General features: G+C 65.9%; 17 protein-coding genes and 4 tRNA genes. 11 read left to right on the top strand and 10 right to left on the bottom strand.

The genetic code is table 11. The features are described 5' to 3' along the window. The first annotated feature begins 33 nt into the window (after positions 1 to 33). The 6 genes from uvrC to IPF36_RS32345 all read left to right on the top strand — a co-directional run bounded on the left by uvrC (position 34) and on the right by IPF36_RS32345 (position 5,029). Positions 34 to 2,109, top strand: a complete 2,076-nt coding sequence (uvrC, locus tag IPF36_RS32370; protein WP_195432099.1) for an excinuclease ABC subunit UvrC — start codon at positions 34 to 36, stop codon at positions 2,107 to 2,109. A gap of 107 nt (positions 2,110 to 2,216) precedes the next feature. Next, complete coding sequence (pgsA, locus tag IPF36_RS32365) at positions 2,217 to 2,816, top strand: CDP-diacylglycerol--glycerol-3-phosphate 3-phosphatidyltransferase (RefSeq protein WP_133095547.1); 600 nt, start codon at positions 2,217 to 2,219, stop codon at positions 2,814 to 2,816. 172 nt (positions 2,817 to 2,988) lie between these two features. Continuing rightward, positions 2,989 to 3,064 (top strand) — tRNA-Gly (locus IPF36_RS32360). A gap of 61 nt (positions 3,065 to 3,125) precedes the next feature. Continuing rightward, positions 3,126 to 3,201: transfer RNA gene (locus IPF36_RS32355), tRNA-Gly, on the top strand. Positions 3,202 to 3,308: 107 nt separating this feature from the next. Next, positions 3,309 to 3,382, top strand: a tRNA-Cys gene (locus IPF36_RS32350). Between the two features lie 417 nt (positions 3,383 to 3,799). Next, positions 3,800 to 5,029, top strand: coding sequence for a cation:proton antiporter (locus IPF36_RS32345; protein WP_133095548.1), 1,230 nt, complete (start codon positions 3,800 to 3,802; stop codon positions 5,027 to 5,029). Positions 5,030 to 5,060: 31 nt separating this feature from the next. Here the strand turns inward: IPF36_RS32345 and IPF36_RS32340 are convergent, their stop codons facing one another. Next, complete coding sequence (locus IPF36_RS32340) at positions 5,061 to 5,990, bottom strand: LysR family transcriptional regulator (RefSeq protein ID WP_133095549.1); 930 nt, start codon at positions 5,988 to 5,990, stop codon at positions 5,061 to 5,063. Positions 5,991 to 6,084: 94 nt separating this feature from the next. On the opposite strand from IPF36_RS32340, the gene IPF36_RS32335 reads away from it, so the two are divergent. After that, positions 6,085 to 7,188: a YeiH family protein gene (locus tag IPF36_RS32335; protein ID WP_195432098.1), complete on the top strand. Its 1,104-nt coding sequence runs from the start codon at positions 6,085 to 6,087 to the stop codon at positions 7,186 to 7,188. Positions 7,189 to 7,284: 96 nt separating this feature from the next. Here the strand turns inward: IPF36_RS32335 and IPF36_RS32330 are convergent. After that, positions 7,285 to 7,371 (bottom strand) — tRNA-Leu (locus tag IPF36_RS32330). Between the two features lie 208 nt (positions 7,372 to 7,579). On the opposite strand from IPF36_RS32330, the gene IPF36_RS32325 reads away from it, so the two are divergent. The 3 genes from IPF36_RS32325 to IPF36_RS32315 all read left to right on the top strand — a co-directional run bounded on the left by IPF36_RS32325 (position 7,580) and on the right by IPF36_RS32315 (position 8,995). Next, positions 7,580 to 7,912, top strand: coding sequence for a hypothetical protein (locus IPF36_RS32325; protein ID WP_133095551.1), 333 nt, complete (start codon positions 7,580 to 7,582; stop codon positions 7,910 to 7,912). Between the two features lie 276 nt (positions 7,913 to 8,188). Then, complete coding sequence (locus IPF36_RS32320; protein ID WP_195432097.1) at positions 8,189 to 8,446, top strand: hypothetical protein; 258 nt, start codon at positions 8,189 to 8,191, stop codon at positions 8,444 to 8,446. Between the two features lie 141 nt (positions 8,447 to 8,587). Next, positions 8,588 to 8,995: a heme-binding protein gene (locus IPF36_RS32315; RefSeq protein ID WP_133095553.1), complete on the top strand. Its 408-nt coding sequence runs from the start codon at positions 8,588 to 8,590 to the stop codon at positions 8,993 to 8,995. Between the two features lie 275 nt (positions 8,996 to 9,270). Here IPF36_RS32315 and IPF36_RS32310 read toward each other — a convergent pair whose 3' ends face one another. From IPF36_RS32310 to IPF36_RS32295, 4 genes are all read right to left on the bottom strand, one after another. Then, positions 9,271 to 9,600 (bottom strand): hemin uptake protein HemP, encoded by a 330-nt coding sequence (locus IPF36_RS32310; RefSeq protein WP_133095563.1) that lies wholly within the window; start codon positions 9,598 to 9,600, stop codon positions 9,271 to 9,273. 244 nt (positions 9,601 to 9,844) lie between these two features. Continuing rightward, positions 9,845 to 10,258, bottom strand: a complete 414-nt coding sequence (locus IPF36_RS32305; RefSeq protein ID WP_133095554.1) for a biopolymer transporter ExbD — start codon at positions 10,256 to 10,258, stop codon at positions 9,845 to 9,847. A gap of 21 nt (positions 10,259 to 10,279) precedes the next feature. After that, positions 10,280 to 11,008, bottom strand: coding sequence for a MotA/TolQ/ExbB proton channel family protein (locus tag IPF36_RS32300; RefSeq protein ID WP_133095555.1), 729 nt, complete (start codon positions 11,006 to 11,008; stop codon positions 10,280 to 10,282). Between the two features lie 72 nt (positions 11,009 to 11,080). Then, positions 11,081 to 11,734, bottom strand: coding sequence for an energy transducer TonB (locus tag IPF36_RS32295; protein WP_133095556.1), 654 nt, complete (start codon positions 11,732 to 11,734; stop codon positions 11,081 to 11,083). Positions 11,735 to 12,245: 511 nt separating this feature from the next. On the opposite strand from IPF36_RS32295, the gene IPF36_RS32290 reads away from it, so the two are divergent. Continuing rightward, positions 12,246 to 14,546 (top strand): AAA family ATPase, encoded by a 2,301-nt coding sequence (locus IPF36_RS32290; RefSeq protein ID WP_135705555.1) that lies wholly within the window; start codon positions 12,246 to 12,248, stop codon positions 14,544 to 14,546. Between the two features lie 22 nt (positions 14,547 to 14,568). On the opposite strand, the gene murI is transcribed toward IPF36_RS32290, so the two are convergent. The 4 genes from murI to IPF36_RS32270 form a co-directional block, all read right to left on the bottom strand. Then, complete coding sequence (murI, locus tag IPF36_RS32285) at positions 14,569 to 15,378, bottom strand: glutamate racemase (RefSeq protein ID WP_135705554.1); 810 nt, start codon at positions 15,376 to 15,378, stop codon at positions 14,569 to 14,571. Between the two features lie 127 nt (positions 15,379 to 15,505). Next, the gene (locus IPF36_RS32280) at positions 15,506 to 17,029 is read right to left on the bottom strand and encodes a fumarate hydratase (RefSeq protein ID WP_133095559.1); all 1,524 of its coding nucleotides are present in this window, start codon (positions 17,027 to 17,029) and stop codon (positions 15,506 to 15,508) included. A 192-nt stretch (positions 17,030 to 17,221) separates the two neighbouring features. Further along, on the bottom strand, positions 17,222 to 17,779 hold the full coding sequence (locus IPF36_RS32275) for a TIGR00645 family protein (protein ID WP_133095560.1): 558 nt from the start codon (positions 17,777 to 17,779) through the stop codon (positions 17,222 to 17,224). A gap of 112 nt (positions 17,780 to 17,891) precedes the next feature. Further along, positions 17,892 to 18,875 carry a DMT family transporter gene (locus IPF36_RS32270; RefSeq protein WP_276609576.1) on the bottom strand — a complete coding sequence of 328 codons (984 nt, stop codon included), beginning with the start codon at positions 18,873 to 18,875 and terminating at the stop codon, positions 17,892 to 17,894. Positions 18,876 to 19,312 lie beyond the last annotated feature (437 nt).

Below are 19,312 nucleotides of genomic sequence, written 5' to 3'. Positions count from 1 at the left end.
GCGCGCGAGCCGTGTAGCGGTCACCGTCCCCCAATGTCCGACCAGCAATCCGATTCACCGAAACCCGAGGCCGATGTGGCGGCCGAAACGCCGGCCGACGTTCCGGCTGACGTGCAGCCCGAGATCGCCGCCGAAGCTCCGGGCGCTCCGGGCGAATTGCCGCCGGAGCCCTTCGACCCCAAGCCGGTCATCTCGCGCCTGCCGGGCCTGCCCGGCGTGTACCGCTATTTCGATGCCGCCGGCAATGTGCTGTATGTCGGCAAGGCGCGCGACCTGAAGAAGCGGGTCTCGAGCTATTTCACCAAGACCCAGCTGTCGCCGCGCATCGCGATGATGGTCGCGCGCATCGCCCGTATCGAGACCACGGTGGTGCGCACCGAGGCCGAGGCGTTGCTGCTCGAGAACAACCTGATCAAGGCGCTGGCGCCGCGCTACAACATCCTGTTCCGCGACGACAAGTCGTACCCGTTCCTGAAGCTGACCGGGCACCGCTTCCCGCGCATGGCGTACTACCGCGGCGCCACCGACCGCAAGCACCAGTACTTCGGCCCGTTCCCGAGCGCCTATGCGGTGCGCGAGAGCATGCAGATCCTGCAGAAGGTGTTCCAGCTGCGCACTTGCGAGGACACCGTCTTCAACAACCGCACCCGGCCTTGCCTGCTGCACCAGATCCATCGCTGCACGGGCCCGTGCGTCAACGCCATCAGCGAAGAGGACTACGCGCGTGACGTGGCCAACGCGGCGCGCTTCCTGCAGGGCCGCCAGACCGAAGTGCTGGAAGGCCTGCAGGGCAAGATGGAGCAGCATGCCGAACGGCTCGAGTTCGAGCAGGCCGCCGCGGTGCGGGACCAGATCGCGGCGCTGTCGACCGTGCTCAAGCGCCAGGCGGTGGAGGAAGTGGGCGGGCAGGCGCGCGATATCGACGTGCTGGCCGTGGCGGTGGAAGGCGGGCGCGCCTGCGTCAACCTGGCCATGGTGCGCGGCGGGCGGCATCTCGGCGACAAGGCCTATTTCCCGGCCCATGCCGACGAGGCCGCGATGATCGTCGAGGATGCCGACCAGCGCGACACGCTGGACGAAGCCGGCGCCGCCGAGGCTGCACTACCGCTCACCGTCGAGCGCATCGCCGCCCGGGTGTTGTCCGCCTTCATGGTGCAGCACTACCTGGAGCAATCCGCACCCCCCATCATCGTCGTCAGCCATATGCCGGACGACGGCGCGGTGTTGGAGGCGCTGTCGCTGCACGCCGGCCGCAAGGTGACGCTGGTGCGCCAGCCGCAGGGCCAGCGCAAGGTGTGGCTGGAGATGGCGCAGCAGGGCGCGGCGCTGGCGCTGTCGCGCCGGCTGGCCGAGCAGGGCAGCCAGGAGGGGCGTACGCGCGCGCTGGCGGAAACCATCGGCCTGGACCTGGAAGACCTGGCGCTGCTGCGGGTGGAGTGCTTCGATATCAGCCATACCGCCGGCGAGGCGACGCAGGCGTCGTGCGTGGTGTACCACCACCATGACATGCAGAACAGCGAATACCGCCGATACAACATCCAGGACATCATCCCCGGCGACGACTATGCCGCCATGCGCCAGGTGCTTACGCGCCGCTACCAGAAGCTGGTCGAGCAGATGCAGGAAGACGGCGGCGGGCAGGCCGGCGGTGAGTCCGCCGCGCTGCTGCCGCAGATCGTGCTGATCGACGGCGGCAAGGGCCAGGTCGAGGTGGCGCGCCAGGTATTCGAGGAGCTGGGGCTGGATATCGGCTTGCTGGTCGGCGTGGCCAAGGGCGAAGGGCGCAAGGTCGGCCTGGAGACGCTGGTGTTCGCCGACGGCCGGCCGTCGCTGGAGCTGGGGCAGGGCAGCGCGGCGCTGATGCTGGTGGCGCAGATCCGCGACGAGGCCCACCGCTTCGCCATCACCGGCATGCGCGCGCGCCGGGCCAAGGCGCGCACGACCTCGCGGCTGGAAGAGATCGAAGGCGTGGGCGCACGCCGGCGGCAGAAGCTGCTGACCCGTTTCGGCGGCCTGCGCGGCGTGATGGCCGCCAGTATCGACGAGCTGGCCAGCGTCGAGGGCATCTCGCGCGGGCTGGCCGAGGAGATCTACCGGCAGCTGCATTGACCCGCGGCGTTGCCGGCGCGGGCAGGAAAATGACCAATGATGGTCGATTGGTCCCGAAATCGGCGACAATCGCGGGATTGGTCACGTTCCCCCGCCGCCCGAGTTCCATGCCTTTCAATATTCCGATCCTGCTGACCTGGCTTCGTGTCGCCATGATTCCCCTGGTGGTGGGCGTGTTCTACCTGCCCGACGCATGGCTTCCCATGCACACCAAGAACCTGACGGCGGCGGCGTTCTTTATCATCGCCGCGGTGACGGACTGGCTCGACGGCTTCCTGGCGCGGCGCTGGAACCAGACCTCGTCGTTCGGCGCATTCCTGGACCCGGTCGCCGACAAGCTGATGGTGACGGCTGCGCTGCTGTCGCTGCTGGCGCTGGATCGGGTCACCGACCTGATCGCGCTGGTCATCATCGGCCGCGAGATCACGATCTCGGCGCTGCGCGAGTGGATGGCGCAGATCGGCGCGTCCAAGAGCGTGGCAGTGAACTTTCTCGGCAAGCTGAAGACCACAGTGCAGATGATCGCGATCCCGCTGCTGCTGTTCAGCGGTCAGCTGTTCGGCTTCGACGCCTATGTGCTGGGCACGTGGATGATCTACCTGGCCGCGGTGCTGACGCTGTGGTCGATGATCTATTACATGAAGCTAGCCTGGCCGCAGATCCGGGAGCGCAGCAGTGTCGTGGCGGGTGCCGGCGCCCGGAAGTGAAAAGAAATTCCAAAAAGGTGTTGACGCAGAGAAGAGCTTTTTGCATAATCTCATTCTCGTTGCTGACGACGCAAACGAAAGCAGCGAGATAAGGCAGGTTTGGCGCAAGATGTTGTGTGATAGCGCAAAATTGCGAAATAAAATGCCTTAAAAGTTTTTGAAGCAGTACCCTGCGGGAGTAGCTCAGTTGGTAGAGCGCAACCTTGCCAAGGTTGAGGTCGCGAGTTCGAGACTCGTCTCCCGCTCCAGGTTATCGAAGGGTTCGGCAACGTGCATGGCACTGGCCGGGCCGGCAGCAAAAAGTTGTACGCGGGAGTAGCTCAGTTGGTAGAGCGCAACCTTGCCAAGGTTGAGGTCGCGAGTTCGAGACTCGTCTCCCGCTCCAATCCCCAAAGGGAAGCAACGCTTCCCTTTTTGTTTGGGTTGAATTGCCGTGGCAGGCCGGCCGGCAGCATCGGCTGAATGCGGCTACAATCCAGCATCACGTCACCTGGCGGGGTGGCAGAGTGGTTATGCAGCGGCCTGCAAAGCCGTGTACGCCGGTTCGATTCCGACCTCCGCCTCCAGTTGCAAAGCAAAAACGGCGCCCAAGGGCGCCGTTTTTGCTTTGCGCATGTTTAGCGCTCGTTCGCCCAGCCTCGCGCAGCCGCCCCGCGCCGCGAATTGCCTCGCATTTCTGCGCTTTGAGCGCGCGGCGGGCATGTTACATTACTCCTGTCGTACGCTTTTCCGGGTGCGCCGCGCGATGGATCGCGGCGCAGCATGTCATACGCCATTCCCGATCCGTGATGCGCCTCCAGCGTGTCCGGGGCCGCTGCGGCACTTCCCGTTCTTTCCCTGCTTGTCCCGTTACGAGGCTGCCATCGTGCCGCGCCGACCGCTGGTGCGCGCCGCATGGTGGGTCATGGCATCGTGGCGCGCGGGGAGGGCGGGTGGAATCCAGCCATCGCCGTCCAGCCCCTGACACGAGGAACCCCGCGCGCATGCATCACGCCACCCCGCTCATCAGCACCATCGTCGGTGGTATCGTCCTGGCCTTCGTCCTTGGCGCTATCGCCAGCAAGCTGCGGCTGCCGCCGCTGATCGGCTACCTGTGCGCGGGGATCGTGGTGGGACCGCATACGCCGGGCTACACGGCCGACCAGGCGCTCGCGCCGGAGCTTGCCGAACTCGGCGTGATTCTGCTGATGTTCGGCGTCGGGCTGCATTTCTCGATCAAGGACCTGATGGCGGTGAAGCGCATCGCGATCCCCGGGGCGGTCGTGCAGATCGGTATCGCGACCTTCCTCGGCATGCTGGTGGCGTGGGGTTTCGGCTGGTCGTGGGGGCAGGGGCTGGTGTACGGCCTGGCGCTGTCGGTGGCCAGTACCGTGGTCCTGCTCAAGGCGCTGCAGGAGCGCGACCTGGTGGAATCGCCCCAGGGGCGGATCGCAGTAGGCTGGCTGATCGTTGAAGACCTGGCCATGGTGCTCGCGCTGGTGCTGCTGCCAGCGATGGCGGGTCTGCTTGCCGGCGCCGCGGACGCCGGCGCCGAAGGCAGTCCGGGCACCGGCGACGTCCTGCTGGCGGTGCTCTCGACGCTGGGCAAGGTCGCCGCCTTTGTCGCGGTCATGCTGGTGATCGGGCGCCGCTTTATTCCGTGGATGCTCGAGCGCATCGTCTGGACCGGCAATCGCGAGATGTTCCGCCTGGGCGTGCTGGCGACCGCGCTGGGCGTTGCCTATGGCGCGTATTCACTATTTGGCGTGTCCTTCGCACTGGGGGCCTTCTTTGCCGGCATGGTGCTGGCCGAATCTGAATTCAGCCATCGCGCGGCCGAAGAATCGTTGCCGCTGCGCGATGCCTTTTCGGTGCTGTTCTTCGTCTCGGTCGGCATGCTGTTCGATCCCATGGTGCTGGTCAACGACCCATGGGGCGTGCTGTCGACGCTGTTTATCATCGTGGTCGGCAAATCGCTGGCGGCGATGGGCATCGTCCGGGTGTTCGGGCACTCCGGGCAGACCGGCATGACGATTGCCGTCAGCCTGGCGCAGATCGGCGAGTTCTCCTTCATCCTGGCGAGCCTGGGCGTCTACCTGAACATCCTGCCCGAGCGCGGCCAGGCATTGATCCTGGCGGGTGCGCTGCTGTCGATCATGCTCAATCCGGTGCTGTTCCACCTGCTCGACCTGTACACCGCGCGCAGCAAGCGCAGCGAGCCGCAGGCGGCATAGCTGTCCGCGCTCAGGCGGCCCGCAGGAGGCGTCACGCGCCGATACGCGGCGCCATGGTGCGCAGGTATTCGGTGAAGGCCAGCAGGCCTTGCGTCGGGAACTTGTCCTGGTGCACGACCAGTTGCAGCGGCCGCACGATGCGCGGCAAGCCTTCGCGGATCGCCACCAGCGTGCCTTGCGCGAGTTCGTCGCGCACCACGTACAACGACAGGCAACTGACGCCGAAGCCGCTCATCACCGCGCGCTTGATTGCTTCGGCGTTGCCCAGTTCCAGCGCGAAGCGCAGTTCGCCCAGCAACGGCACCAGGCGTTCCTCGATCACCTCGCGCGTGCCCGAGCCCGGTTCGCGCACGATCCATTCGGCGTCGCGCAGTGCCACCAGGTCGTTCGGCGTGAGCGCCAGCGGATGCGACGGGCCAACCACCACCACCATCTCGTCATCGCACCAGTGCATGCTGCGCAGGTCGCGCTCGTGGCTGGCGCCTTCCACCAGGCCGATGTCGGCTTCGAACTGCAGCAGCGACTGCAGCACTTCGCGGGTGTTGCCGATGCGCAGGTCCAGCGTGCAGGGCCCGCTGCGCGAATGACGGAATCCCGCCAGCAGCGGCGGCAGGATATAGCTGCCGATGGTATTGCTGGCCGCGATGCGCAACTGCACCCCGGTCTGTGTGGCAAAGCGCTCCAGCTCATGCGCCTGGTCCAGCAGCGCCAGCGCGCGCGGGAAGAACTGGCGGCCGGTCTCGTTGATGCTGAGCCGGCGTGCGATGCGATCGAACAGCGGGCTGTCCAGCGCACGTTCGAGCTCTGCCAGTGAAGCGCTGACCGCTGACTGCGACATCGCCAGCGCCTGCGCGGCTGCCATGGTGCTGCCGTGCTGGGCCACGGCGACGAAGACGGACAGCTGGCGCAGCGTGAGGCGCAGGGGGCGTTGCTCGGGGCGGGGCTCTGGACGGGATTCCATATCGAAAGAATAGATAACGCATAACGATATTACCCGTTTTACGGGTTAGGGGCGGGCCAGTACGCTGGAGTCACTACATAACAAGTGAACTGCCATGTCTTCCGCCACTTCCAGCAGCGCCCCCCGCACCGCAGTCGCCACGCCGGCAGCGGCTTCCCCGCCCTGGTCACAGCGCCTGCTGACGCTGGTGCCGCTGGGCGGCATTGCCTGGCTGGCACTGGCGCTGGCCGAGCATCCGGCGATTGCCCGCTACGGCCTGAGCGCGCTAACGCTCGCCATGTGCGCCGGCATGGTCGCCGCCAATACGCTGCCGAAGCACTGGCTGGCGCCGCTGGCACCCGGGATGCAGGTGGCGCGCCATTACCTGCTGCGGCTTGGCGTGGCACTGTACGGCCTGCGGCTGACATTCGCGTCCATCGTCGCGCTGGGCCTGCCGGGTATCGTGGTGCCGCTGACGATGCTGGTCGCCACGCTGCTGTTCGGCACCTGGGTCGGCACGACCTTCTTCGGCCTGAGCCGCCGCGAAGCGATCCTGGTCAGTTCCGGCAGCGCCATCTGCGGCGCGGCCGCGGCCATCGCGGTGTCGTCGGTGGTACGCACCGACGATCGCCAGACCGCGGTGGCGGTCGCCACGGTGGTGCTGTTCGGCACCGTCGGCATGCTGCTCTATCCGTATCTGTTCGAACTGGCCAACGGCCATTGGCACTGGTCGGTCAGCGAGCGCATGTTCGGCATCTTCACCGGCGCGACGTTGCATGAAGTGGCGCAGGTGATCGCCGCGGGCAAAATGATCAGCGAGCCGACCGCCGATGCCGCGGTGGTGGCCAAGATGGTGCGCGTGCTGGCGCTGGGGCCGCTGCTGCTGGTGATGGCGCTGTGGCCGCAAGGCAAGGCCGAGGCAGGCCAGGCACCTGCCGGCAAGGGCCGCTTCTCCGGGATCCTGAACTCGGTGCCGTGGTTTGCGGTGGGTTTTGTCGCGGTAATGGCACTCAACTCGGCCGGCACGGTGCCCGCTGCCTGGAAGGCCCCGTTGATCGCGCTGGATAACTGGCTGCTGGCGTGTGCGATGCTGGCCATCGGCCTGCATACCCGCATCGGCGACCTGGTGCGCGCCGGACGCAAGCCGCTGGCACTGGCCGGGGTGCTGTTTGTGTTCCTGATGGGGGTCGGTGCGCTGATGTGCTACGTAATGGCCTAAATGATGGCGTAAAGCACGACCCAGCGCGAAGGATCTGAAGAGGGGGCGAGAGCCTCCTCTTTTGTATTTGGCGCAAGGTTGCCGCTGCGGTGGCCCTGGTGCGGCCGACGGGACTCGAACCCGTACGCCTGGAAAGGCGGCAGATTTTAAGTCTGCTGAGTCTACCAATTTCTCCACGGCCGCACGGCAAGCCCGGTATTGTGGTGGCTTCGCAATCCGGATGCAAGCGCGCCGCAGGCTTTAATTTGCTTGGCCAAGCAGATGGCGTCGCGGAAGGAAAAAGTGACGCACTGTTACGGCTAGTAACAATGTCGTGCCTTCGGTTGCACCTGGAAAATTCAGGCCCTCTACAATACCGAGTAAGAGAAATCTCAAATTCTGAGAGGCGGATATGAAACGTTGGTGGCTCGCAGCATTCGGTGTCGCAGCCGGGCTGGCATCCGGGGCCGCGATGGCCCATGTGAGCGTCGGCGTCGCGATTGGCGTGCCGGGCGTCGTGGTTGGCGCGCCGGCCTACTATCCGCCCGCTCCGGCCTACTATGCGCCGCCGGTGGTGGTGGCCCCGGCACCGGTCTACTACGGCCCGCCGGCCGTGGTGGTGCGTCCGCGCCCGGTCTACTACGGCCCGCGCTACTATGGCCCGCCGCGCTACTATGGTGGCCATCACCACGGTTACTATGGTCCGCCGGGCTACCGCGGTCATGGCCGCTGGCGTCACGACTGACCGGCCGGCGCCGAAACGCTGTGGAATACAGGGCCCTGCGGGGCCCTTTCCTTTTGGCTTGCATATCGCGACACGAGCCGCAGGCGCCGGTTCCCTGGATGATTCCCTAGTTTGACGCCCATCAAATTATTTGAACGGACTGCTCAAAGCGTCACGTCTATCGTCTTAAGGGTTTTCCCTAAACTGGAGGCATGACATCGCGATGACGGCGCCTCTTTTTGTTTCAGGAGTCGTCCGCCGCGGTGCCTTACCGACCAGAATTGCAAGGGGAATCTCATGAAGCTCAAACAATCAATTGCCGCCGCCTCCGTGCTGGCCGCGCTGTGCGCAGTGTCCACCGCCTCGTTCGCCGCGACCGGCAAGCCTGACCCGTACCTGGACGGCGCCCGCATGGGCAAGGTCGATCCGTTCACCGATGGCGCCCGCGTCGGCAAGACCGACCCGTACACCGACGGCGCGCGCATCGGCAAGCTTGACCCTTACACCGACGGTGCCCGCATCGGCAAGCCGGATCCGTACACCGACGGCGCTTGATTGCCGCCGTGTCTGCATGACGAATGGCCCGCCTGTGCGGGCCATTTTCTTGCCCGCCGCTGCCGCGTGGGCGCGATGACGATGGCATGGGGTGCGGGGTATACTTCGGTCTCCAACCAAATGAATGACCAGGAGAGTGGCATGCAGCAAAAGACGGTTCTGACGGCAGACGATGTGAAGAAGATCATGGCCGCGGCGGAAACCGAAGCGAAGAACCATCACTGGGCCGTGTCCATCGTCGTGGTCGATGACGGTGGCCATATGCTGGCGATGCAGCGCCTGGACGGCGCCGCGCCGATCTCGGCCCATATCGCCGCGGAAAAGGCCCGTACGTCCGCCCTGGGCCGTCGTGAATCGAAGATCTACGAAGACATGATCAACAACGGCCGCTATTCGTTCATGACCGCACCGGTGTTGCAGGGCATGCTGGAGGGCGGCGTGCCTATCGTCGCCAACGAGCAGGTGGTCGGTGCCGTCGGCGTTTCGGGCGTGAAGTCGACCGAAGACGCGCAGATTGCCCGCGCCGGCATCGCCGCTCTGGGCCTGTAATAGCAGGGCCCGTTGCGCGGCACCAGCCGCGCATGAAAGAGCCCCGCAGGCCAGGGCCTGCGGGGCCGAATAAAAGAGGGCATGGCTGGGTGTGGCCGATATGGCGAGGGGTCTGGAATTCCCGCCGCGGCGCCAGCACCTGGCTACTGCCCAACACCTCGTTCCGAGGTGGTCCCCACAAAAGTCTGTACTGCCACTTGCGTGGCACCCGCGGCAGACGCGGCCCTCAAACAGTTCCCTTCGGCTTCAGCGCATGGCCTTGCCGCCAGGATGCGTCATTTGGTCAGGATCAGCTTGCCATAGCGCGTCACGCGCAGCGTGTAGACCTCGCCGTTATGCAGGATCGGCAGCGTGCTGTTGCCGCGCATGATCGCGTCAAGTGCGACCGGTTCGCCGGCGGGCGCCGACGACAGGCTGTCGCGCACCAACGCTTCCAGCCGGGCGGGCAGGGCGGCTACGGCCGATTTCATGGATGCGATCGTCGACGGGGCTGCTTTCGCGGCTGCGGTCTCGCGGCGCGGCTGGGCCACCTCGACACGGCGCAGCGACAGGCGCCGGCGGGTGACTTCACGCGGTTGCGACAGCGGCAGGGAAAGAGTGCTCATCATCTGGCTCCGGGTCGGCCTGGCGCCATGGGCGCGCAGGGGAAAAGGCATCAGGGGTGCGCCACCGATGGCGCAATCGATGGATGAATCATAAATGCGAATTGTTATCATTACAATAGCATGGATCGAAGATTCGACAAACAGCGATCCGGTCCAGCGCCCTGCAGCGGCGAGCGGCCAGTAAACGAAAAAGGGCATCCCGCGGGATGCCCTTCCAGTGCGCAACGCCTGCCGGCGCGCCTCCTTATTGCTTGGGTTCGGTGATAAAGCCGATCTTGCCCAGGCCGCCGTGCTGCGCGGCGGCCATGACTTCGGCCACGCGCTCGTAGCGCACCTCGCGGTCGGCGCGCAGGTGCAGCTCAGGCTGCGGCTGCTGCTGCGCGGCCAGCGAAATATTGCTTTCCAGCGTGGCCTGGTCCACCTCCACCTGGTTCCAGAACACCTTGCCGCTGGCGTCGATCGAGACGTTGATGTTCTGCGGCTTGGGATCGTTCGGGGAGTTGGTGGCGCGCGGCAGGTCGATCTTCACCGCGTGGTTGATCACGGGGATGGTGATGATGAAGATGATCAGCAGCACCAGCATGACGTCGACCAGCGGCGTCATGTTGATCTCGCTCATCACCTCGTCGTCGTCACCGTCGAGAGTACCGAATGCCATGATGACTTCCTTGCTTGCGGATTAGCGCTGGGCCGCGGCCAGGCGCACGGTGCCGTCTTCGCTGCGGGCACCGGTGGGGCGCACGCGGGCGCCGGTCACGAAGTAGGCGTGCAGGTCGTGGGCGAAGCGGTTGAGCTTGGAGATCACCGCCTTGTTGCCCCGCGTCAGTGCGTTATAGCCCAGCACCGCGGGGATTGCCACGGCCAGGCCGAAGGCGGTCATGATCAGGGCCTCGCCCACCGGGCCGGCGACCTTGTCGATGGTCGGAACGCCCGAGGCGCCGATGCCGATCAGCGCGTGGTAGATGCCCCACACCGTGCCGAACAGGCCGACGAACGGTGCGGTCGAGCCCACCGAAGCCAGCACCGCCAGGCCCGACTGCATGTGCGCCACGGCGTCGTCGATCGAGCTCTTGAGCGAGCGGGTCAGCCAGTCGGAGATATCCATCACGTCGTGCAGCTGCGGCTGGCTGGCGCGGTGGTGCTGGGCGGCTTCCTTGCCGGCGATGGCCAGCGTGCGGAACGGGTTGGCATCATTGGCGCCCAGGGTTTCCAGCGCATGGTCGAAGTCGTCCGAGTGCCAGAAGCGCTTTTCCGCGCCTTGCGCCATCTTCTTCAGGCGCACCAGATCCCAGGCCTTGGTGAAGATCACGATCCAAGAGGCGAGCGACATGATCAGCAGAATGATGGCGGTCGCACGCATGACGAAGTCGCCTTGCGTCCAGAGGTGGGAGAGTCCGAGGTCCTGCATGGGTTGGTTCCTGGTGAGTTCGCTTGGTTTAGGTCAGATCGGATGATCGGAAATCGGGTAGCGGATCGGTGATCAGTTCAGTTCGAAGCCGATTGGCTGCTGCGCCGTGACGGCGATGGCACGGCCGTTGTCCGTGTAAGGCTTGCAGCGCATGGCCTGCACGGCTTCCACCGCGGCCTGGTCCAGGCGCGACGAGCCGCTCGACGACACCACGGAAGTCTTGACGACCTTGCCGCCTTCATCTGTGGTCAGGCGCACCACTGTCCTGCCGGTCTCGCCCATGCGGCGCGATTGAGAAGGATACTTCGGTTGGGGCGGCGTGCACTGGATTTCACCGATGCCGACAGCGCGCGGCGCGGCGGAAACGGGCGCCGGAGCGGGTTCAGGCGGTGCGGGCGGCGCAGGCGGTGCGGCCGGCGCTTCCGGCGCGCTCGGGGTCGGCGGCAGGTTGGCCACCGGCTGCGGAGTCGGCTTGGGCTGCGGCGCCGGCTTGGGCGTGGTCACCTTGACCTGCTTCGGCGGCGTTTCCTGCTTGGGCTTGGGTTTGGGCGGCTCGGGCGGGGCCTCTTGCTTGGGCGGTTCGAGCGGGATGATGCGGGCGACGATCTCGGGGGCGACCACCGCCTCGGTCAGCTTGCGGCCCAGGCCGCTCTGGATCAGGTAGAGCAGGCCGGCGTGGAACAGCAGGACGGCGAGCGTAATCTTGAAGAAGCGTTGATCGAACATGTGTCAACAACAAAAGTCTGCCGGCAGGCGCAGGAGGGCCTGGCTCGGTACAACCAGCGCCACGAGCAGCAGCGACCGTGCGCCATCACTTGCGGTAAAACAGGATCAGCGAGATGCCGCAACCGACCAGCAGGCTAAGCAGCAATTCCATGATAAACGCTCCTTCAACTAGGTTGACGTGGGAGCGCCACTCTGGGGCAGCGTGTCAGCGCGCTAGTATAAACGATAATGATTCTTATTTGTTGTGATTTGTGCGTCGCAACTGGAATTTTCTGCCGCGGCAAGTTATACCGCCAGATCAGGCAGCCGTGTGGAGCGGTTGGCGCTATCTTGCGCGGGTTTGCGCGCCCGCAAGGATCCGTAGCTTCGGTGGCACAGGCCACAGTCGCTGGTGGCAGCTTTGCCTATCCCCGCGCGGTGGGCAGCAAAGCGCGCTAGCATAGGAAGAAACTGCAGACGAGGCGGTGCGCCGATCGGTCGGCCCCGCCACGGCGAACTCGGGGAACCGTCCATGGATTTCACACGTTCCGCTGAAGATGACCGATCGACGCTCCTGCGCTCCATGCCCGGGGTGTCGTCCAGCTCCGCGCTGGACTGGATGTGCGCGCAATTTGCCCTGCGCGTGGTGTGCGCATTGGGTCCGCGCTTCAACCTGCGCAGCAATATCAACGATGTGCTGACCGTCAGCGCGCAGGAAATGGTGTGGCCATACGGGGTGGTGCTGCGCGTGCAGCGCTTCCTGGCCGCCCGCTGCGCCGACATGCCCGCGTGGAAGGGCGCGGCGCGGCTGACGCCCGAGGAATTCCTGGACCGCCACGGCCAGTGGAACAGTGCCTTCGACGAAAGCGCGCTGTTCTATTACCTCGACGAGTACGTCAAGCACCACGCCAAGGACATGTTCGCCGTGTTCGACGCCTCGGCCGCCGCCATCGCGCAGCGGCTGGACGGCGAGCGCGTGCTGCTGGTGCGCAATATCGACATGCTCAGCCGCGTGCTGGACCTGCCCGACCACGAGCGCAAGCTGCTGCTGTACGCGGCGCTGGCCAAGTACAAGCGCGACCTGCGCGCGGTCATGGTCGATTGCAAGGTGGCGCACAGCCAGGAAGCCTTCCAGATCCTGGCCGGCCTGACCGGTGCCGGGGCGGCCGACGTGGCCGCGTCGCTGCGACCGGGCTCGCGGCTGGAAACGCTGAACCTGATCGAGCAGCCGCTGCCCGAGAACAGCGTCACCGACCTGGGCGACCTGATGCGCCTGTCCGACCGGCTGCTGCACGTGCTGCTGGGCAATTACGCCAACGAGGCCGAGATGATGGCGGTGTTCACACGCCCGGCCGCGCCGCCCACGCTGACCGTCGCCGACTACCCGCATGTCGAGACCGATGCCCGCTACCTGTGCGCGCTGCTCGCCAACGCCACGCGCCAGCACGCCAGCGGCGTCAACGTGCTGATCTACGGCCCGCCCGGCACCGGCAAGACTGAATTTGCGCGCCTGCTGGCGCGCGAGGCCGGTTGCGAGCTGTACGAGGTGGATTGCCTGGACCGCGACGGCAACAGCCTGTCGGGCAAGGACCGCTACCGCTCGCTGCAGGTATCGCAGGCCTTCCTGCGCGGCCGCGCGCATACCGCGCTGCTGTTCGATGAGGTGGAGGACGTTTTCCCCGGCAGCGCGCGCGAGCTGATGAGCCTGTTCGGCCAGGAAGATACGCGCGCGTCGGTCAACGGCAAGGCGTGGGTCAACCAGACCCTCGAGCAGAACCCGGTGCCGGTGATCTGGATTTCCAATTCGATCCGGCAGATCGACCCGGCCTACCTGCGCCGCTTCCAGTTCCACCTCGAACTGAAGATCCCGCCGCCGCTGGTGCGCGAGAACATCATCCGCAAGCACCTGGGTGGGCTCGATGTCAGCGATGCCTTCATCAGCGGCCTGGCCGCCCGCAAGACGCTGACGCCGGCGCAGGTGCAATCGGCGGCGCGTTTTGTCGAGCTGGCGCGGCCCGACGTGGCGGAACCGGTCGAAGCGCTGATCCTGCGCCAGCTGGAGCATGCCGACCGCGCCATGGGCCTGCGTCCGGAGGCCGAGGCCCGCCCGGTGGTCACGCATTACCGGCTGGAAAACCTGCACCTGGAAACCCGCTACGAGGTGGTGAAGATCGTCGATGCACTGCGCGTGCGCCAGCGCGGCACGCTGTGCTTCTATGGGCCGCCCGGCACCGGCAAGACCGCGCTCGCCGAGCATATCGCCGCCGAGCTGGACCTGCCGCTGATGATCCGGCGCGCCTCTGACCTGATGAGCAAGTACGTGGGCGAGACCGAGCAGCAGATCGCGGCCATGTTCGCGCGCGCGGAGGAAGACGGCGCGGTGCTGTTGCTGGACGAGGCCGACAGCTTCATGCAGAGCCGCCAGCAGGCGGTGCGCAACTACGAGATCTCAGAGGTCAACGAGATGCTGCAGGGCATGGAGCGCTTCAACGGCATCTTCATCTGTACCACCAACCTGTTCGACCGCATTGACGAGGCCGCGCTGCGGCGCTTCTCGTTCAAGATCCGCTTCCTGGCGCTGAGGCCGGAGCAACGGGCGGCGATGTTCGTCGACGAAGCGCTGGGCGGCGACGCCACGCTGCTGACCGATGCCATGCGGCGCGAGTTGGATGCGATGGATTGCCTGACGCCAGGCGACTTCGCCACCGTCAAGCGCCAGTGCGTGCTGCTGGGCGAGGCGCTGACGCCGGACGAATTCCTGGCGCAGCTGCGCCAGGAACATGCCATCAAGCCGGAGGTGCGGGAGCACCGGCCGCTGGGCTTCCTGCAATAACCTGCCGCAGGGCAGGCGCCGGCTAGAACGCTGGCGCCGGCTCGATCACCACCGTTTCGGCATCCGCGTCCACCCGCAGCAGCGCTGCTGCCATCGCGCGCAAGTGCGCGGCGTCCTTGGTGGAAACGAAGCGGTCGCGCGGCAGCGCGCCGGTGTCCGCGCAAAGGCCGTGCTCGGCCAGCTTGCGGGCGAGCTGGCGCGCAATGGCGCTGCCGGTGTCGACCAGCGCCAGTTGGTCTCCGACCATCTCGCGGATCGTGCCGGACAGGAAAGGGTAGTGCGTGCAGCCCAGCACCAGCGTGTCCGCGCCGGCTTCGAGCATGGGAGTGAGGTAGGCATCGAGGCGCTCGCGCACGGCGGGGCCGTCGAGGTCGCCTTGCTCGATCAGCGATACCAGGCCAAGGCCGGCCTCGCAGATAAAGCGGCTTTCGTGCTCGAGCGAGGTCAGCAGCCGGCCGAACTTGGCGCTCTTGAGGGTGTTGGCGGTCGCCAGCACGCCCACCACCTTGCTGCGGCTCGCCGCGGCGGCCGGCTTGAGGCCGGGCTCGACGCCGATGATCGGCACCGGCAGCCGCTCGCGCAAGGTCTGCACCGCGTGCATGGTCGCCGTGTTGCAGGCGATCACCAGCGCCTTGCAGCCCTGGCCGAGCAGCCATTCGCACGCCTGCAGCGTGCGCGCCTCGACGAACGTCTCGGGCTTCTCGCCGTAAGGCGCATATTTCGAGTCGGCGAGGTACAGCAGCGATTCTTGCGGCAGCAGCGCGCGGATCTCGCGCAGCACGGACAGGCCGCCAAGGCCGGAATCGAAGATGCCGATGGGTGCTGGGTTCACTGGGATGCGAGGACGACTGGAAAGGACTGGAAAGAAGAGGGCAGAAAAAAGCCGGGTCGGAACCCGGCTTTTTCGAGTGCTAGGGCAGATTCTACCGCCTCGGCGTGATGCGCTCGCGTGGCGATGCTTACAGCGCGGCGACCGGAATCTTGCCGATCTTGGCCTGCCACTCGGCGGGGCCAGTCTTGTGCACCGAGGTGCCTTCGCTGTCCACGGCGACCGTCACCGGCATGTCCTTGACGTCGAACTCGTAGATGGCTTCCATGCCGAGGTCTTCGAAGCCGACCACCTTGGCTTCCTTGATCGCCTTGGCCACCAGGTAGGCGGCACCGCCCACGGCCATCAGGTAGGCCGACTTGTGCTTCTTGATGGCCTCGATTGCCGCCGGGCCGCGCTCAGCCTTGCCGATCATCGAGATCAGGCCGGTTTCGGCCAGCATCATCTCGGTGAACTTGTCCATGCGCGTGGCGGTGGTGGGGCCGGCCGGGCCGACCGCCTCGTCGCGCACCGGATCGACCGGGCCGACGTAGTAGATCACGCGGTTCTTGAAGTCCACCGGCAGCTTCTCGCCCTTGGCCAGCATGTCGGCGATGCGCTTGTGCGCGGCGTCTCGGCCGGTCAGCATCTTGCCGTTGAGCAGCAGGGTCTGGCCCGGCTTCCACGAGGCGACTTCTTCCGGCGTCAGCGTGTTCAGGTCCACGCGCTTGGAGGTCTCGGTGTTGGGTGCCCACTCGACCTCCGGCCATTGCGACAGGTCCGGCGCTTCCAGCTTGGCCGGGCCGCTGCCGTCCAGCGTGAAGTGCACGTGGCGGGTGGCGGCGCAGTTCGGGATCATCGCGACAGGCTTGGACGCGGCGTGCGTCGGGCAGGCCATGATCTTGACGTCCAGCACGGTGGCCAGGCCGCCCAGGCCTTGCGCGCCGATGCCCAGCGCGTTGACCTTCTCGTACAGTTCGACGCGCAGTTCCTCGACCCAGTCCTTCGGGCCGCGGGCGATGATGTCCTGGATGTCGATGGATTCCATCAGCGATTCCTTGGCCATCACCATCGCCTTCTCGGCGGTGCCGCCGATGCCGATGCCCAGCATGCCCGGCGGGCACCAGCCGGCGCCCATGGTCGGCACGGTCTTCAGCACCCAGTCGACGATCGAGTCCGACGGGTTCAGCATCACGAACTTGGACTTGTTCTCCGAGCCGCCGCCCTTGGCCGCGACCTGGATGTCGACGGTGTTGCCCGGCACCACTTCATAGTGGATCACGGCCGGGGTGTTGTCCTTGGTGTTCTTGCGGCCGCCTTCGGGCGGGCTGACGATCGAGGCACGCAGCACGTTGTCGGGGTGCGTGTAACCGCGGCGCACACCCTCGTTGATCATGTCGGTCAGGCCCATGGTGGCGCCGTCCCAGCGCACGTCCATCCCCACCTTGACGAAGACCGTGACGATGCCGGTGTCCTGGCAGATCGGACGCTTGCCTTCCGCGCACATGCGGCTGTTGGTCAGGATCTGTGCGATCGCGTCCTTGGCCGCCGGGCTCTGCTCCAGCTCATAGGCGCGGCCCAGGCTGGTGATGTAGTCCATCGGGTGGTAGTAGCTGATGTACTGCAGGGAGTCGGCGACGCTCTGGATGAGGTCTTCTTGCTTGATGACTGTCATTTTGTGGGGTGGGCAGCGGTGAAACACAGGCCGAAATCATACACTGCCCCGGGGCTGTCTGCCCGGCTGCATACATTGGTCTACAGCCTCCTGGGGTGTCGCCGGCGCCTCATGGCGCGGACACCGAACGCCAAATGCAAAAACCGCGGCGCATGGCCGCGGTCCGGAGGCAAGTCCTGGCTTTTGGAAAGCTTAATGTGATTCGCGCTTGGCATGCGCGCCGGCCGGGTGCGACACCATCCGGTCGACATACGCCATCGCCACCGCAGAGGCCAGGAACGCCACGTGGATGGCCACCTGCCACATGATGGTGTGGGTAGTGCGCTGTTCCGCGTCGATAAACGTCTTCAGCAGGTGGATCGACGAAATCCCGATCAGCGCCATCGACAGCTTGACCTTGAGCACCCCTGCGTTGACATGGTCCAGCCATTCCGGCTCGTCCGGGTGGTTGTCGATGCCCAGGCGCGAGACGAAGGTCTCGTAGCCGCCCACGATCACCATGATCAGCAGGTTGGAGATCATCACCACGTCGATCAGCCCCAGCACCACCAGCATGATCTTGTTCTCGTCGAACTCGGTCACATGTGCCAGCAGATGCCAGACTTCGACCAGGAAATGGTAGACATAGACGCCCTGGGCCACGATCAGGCCCAGGTATAGCGGCAGCTGCAGCCAGCGCGACGCGAAGATGATGCTCGGGATCGGCCGCAGGCTCTGGGCCTGCGGCTTGGTCATTGGATTGGAAGCCATGGGCGGGGCGAAGAGTGGAAAAATTGCGGCGAGTTGAAAATCGGCGTGGATTGTACCAAGCGACGATGGCAGCGCTGTGTTACCAGCAGTAACCGGTGCCACGCCACGCCGTTCAGGTTCCCGCGCGCGGATCGGCGCCCGCCGCCTTGCCGCGCCACGCGCCGCGCGCAATCCGCCCCGGCCAGCTCGCAAGAACGATTCCGGCCAGCACGCAGGCCAGCGCCACGCCGTGCGGCCAGCCCGGCTGCTCGCCCAGCACAGCGATGCCGTAGGTGGCCGCTGCCACCGGCAGCACCGAGGTAAACACGCCCGCCAATTGCGCCGGCACATGGCGGATGCCCTTCATCCACAGCCAGAACGAGAACACGCTGGCCGACAGCGCGTACCACAGCAGCATCAGCCAGGTCTGCGCCGGCACCGTGGAGGCGTCGAAGGTCAGCAGCGGCACCAGCCCCAGCGGCAGCATCAGCAGGCCGCCGATCAGGTGGGTATAGGCGCAGATCTCGATCGCGGCCAGTGTCTGCGTGAGGCGGCGCGACAGGATCACGTAGACCGATTCGCACAGCACCGCGCCCAGGATCATCAGGTTGCCGAGCCAGGCCTGGCTGTTTTCGCCGGCGCCGTGCGCATCGCTGCGGGCGATGTTGAGCACGGCGATGCCGGCCACCGCCAGCAGCACCGAGGCCACGGTGCGGCGCGACAGCCGTTCGCGCAGCACCAGCCAGGACAGGATTGCCACCGTGGCGGGAATGGTGCTGGTGATGACCCCCGCGGCCATGGCGCTGGTCAGCCGCACGCCGTTGAGCATCAGCAGCGTGAACAGGAAGGTGCCGAAGAACGCCTGCAGGAACAGGTTCAGCCATTCGCCGCGCGACACCCGGCGCATGCGCGCCGGCCGGTACCACGGCGCCAGGCAGACGATGGCGATGACGAAGCGCAGCAGCGCGAACAGCAGCACCGGCACATGGGCGATGATCGATTTGCCCAGCCCCACATTGCTGCCGACCAGCGCCATCGATCCGACCAGGAACAGTGCGTGGATCGGGGAGAAAAGCCGAGAGTGGGCAGGGGCTGAAGTGGAGGTGTTGGTGGGCACGGTCGATGCCTCGGTCAGCCGGCGGCCACGATCGCGGGTGGCGCGAGGCGCGGCGAGCCGGTGCAAGCGTGGAGAGGCCGCGGCAAGGGTAAGCACCGCGTTCAGGTATAGGGCTCGCGGGATTATAGCTGTGCTAGCCTAATGGAGAAGGCTGCACTTTCGCCCCCGATGGCAGGACGTTTCCCGCTGCATTGCAGCATGCGGCGACCTCGGACACCGGCCAGTCACCATAGGCAGCAGCCGCCGACCGTCAGGTTTAAGTAAGCCGTCGGGCGTAACTTGGCAGCCAAAGCCATTCCAAAATCAGGAGACGAGTCTATGTCCGCCATCGAATCGGTGATGCAAGAGAACCGCGTGTTCAACCCGCCCGAGTCGTTCGCCAGCCAGGCCGCGATTCCCAGCATGGACGCCTACCGCGCGCTGTGCGAGGAAGCCGA

Origin of the sequence: Cupriavidus sp. IK-TO18 (genome assembly GCF_015549295.1) — a bacterium.
Taxonomy (GTDB): domain Bacteria; phylum Pseudomonadota; class Gammaproteobacteria; order Burkholderiales; family Burkholderiaceae; genus Cupriavidus; species Cupriavidus oxalaticus_A.
The sequence above is the reverse complement of the archived record's forward strand: the minus strand, read 5'-3'. Positions and strand labels throughout refer to the sequence as shown.

Excerpts from the sequence above, each read along its gene's own strand:
- uvrC (WP_195432099.1), top strand. The coding sequence starts at position 34 with ATGTCCGACCAGCAATCCGATTCACCGAAACCCGAGGCCGATGTGGCG.
- pgsA (WP_133095547.1), top strand. The coding sequence starts at position 2,217 with ATGCCTTTCAATATTCCGATCCTGCTGACCTGGCTTCGTGTCGCCATG.
- IPF36_RS32345 (WP_133095548.1), top strand. The coding sequence starts at position 3,800 with ATGCATCACGCCACCCCGCTCATCAGCACCATCGTCGGTGGTATCGTC.
- IPF36_RS32340 (WP_133095549.1), bottom strand. The coding sequence starts at position 5,990 with ATGGAATCCCGTCCAGAGCCCCGCCCCGAGCAACGCCCCCTGCGCCTC.
- IPF36_RS32335 (WP_195432098.1), top strand. The coding sequence starts at position 6,085 with ATGTCTTCCGCCACTTCCAGCAGCGCCCCCCGCACCGCAGTCGCCACG.
- IPF36_RS32325 (WP_133095551.1), top strand. The coding sequence starts at position 7,580 with ATGAAACGTTGGTGGCTCGCAGCATTCGGTGTCGCAGCCGGGCTGGCA.
- IPF36_RS32320 (WP_195432097.1), top strand. The coding sequence starts at position 8,189 with ATGAAGCTCAAACAATCAATTGCCGCCGCCTCCGTGCTGGCCGCGCTG.
- IPF36_RS32315 (WP_133095553.1), top strand. The coding sequence starts at position 8,588 with ATGCAGCAAAAGACGGTTCTGACGGCAGACGATGTGAAGAAGATCATG.
- IPF36_RS32310 (WP_133095563.1), bottom strand. The coding sequence starts at position 9,600 with ATGAGCACTCTTTCCCTGCCGCTGTCGCAACCGCGTGAAGTCACCCGC.
- IPF36_RS32305 (WP_133095554.1), bottom strand. The coding sequence starts at position 10,258 with ATGGCATTCGGTACTCTCGACGGTGACGACGACGAGGTGATGAGCGAG.
- IPF36_RS32300 (WP_133095555.1), bottom strand. The coding sequence starts at position 11,008 with ATGCAGGACCTCGGACTCTCCCACCTCTGGACGCAAGGCGACTTCGTC.
- IPF36_RS32295 (WP_133095556.1), bottom strand. The coding sequence starts at position 11,734 with ATGTTCGATCAACGCTTCTTCAAGATTACGCTCGCCGTCCTGCTGTTC.
- IPF36_RS32290 (WP_135705555.1), top strand. The coding sequence starts at position 12,246 with ATGGATTTCACACGTTCCGCTGAAGATGACCGATCGACGCTCCTGCGC.
- IPF36_RS32280 (WP_133095559.1), bottom strand. The coding sequence starts at position 17,029 with ATGACAGTCATCAAGCAAGAAGACCTCATCCAGAGCGTCGCCGACTCC.
- IPF36_RS32275 (WP_133095560.1), bottom strand. The coding sequence starts at position 17,779 with ATGGCTTCCAATCCAATGACCAAGCCGCAGGCCCAGAGCCTGCGGCCG.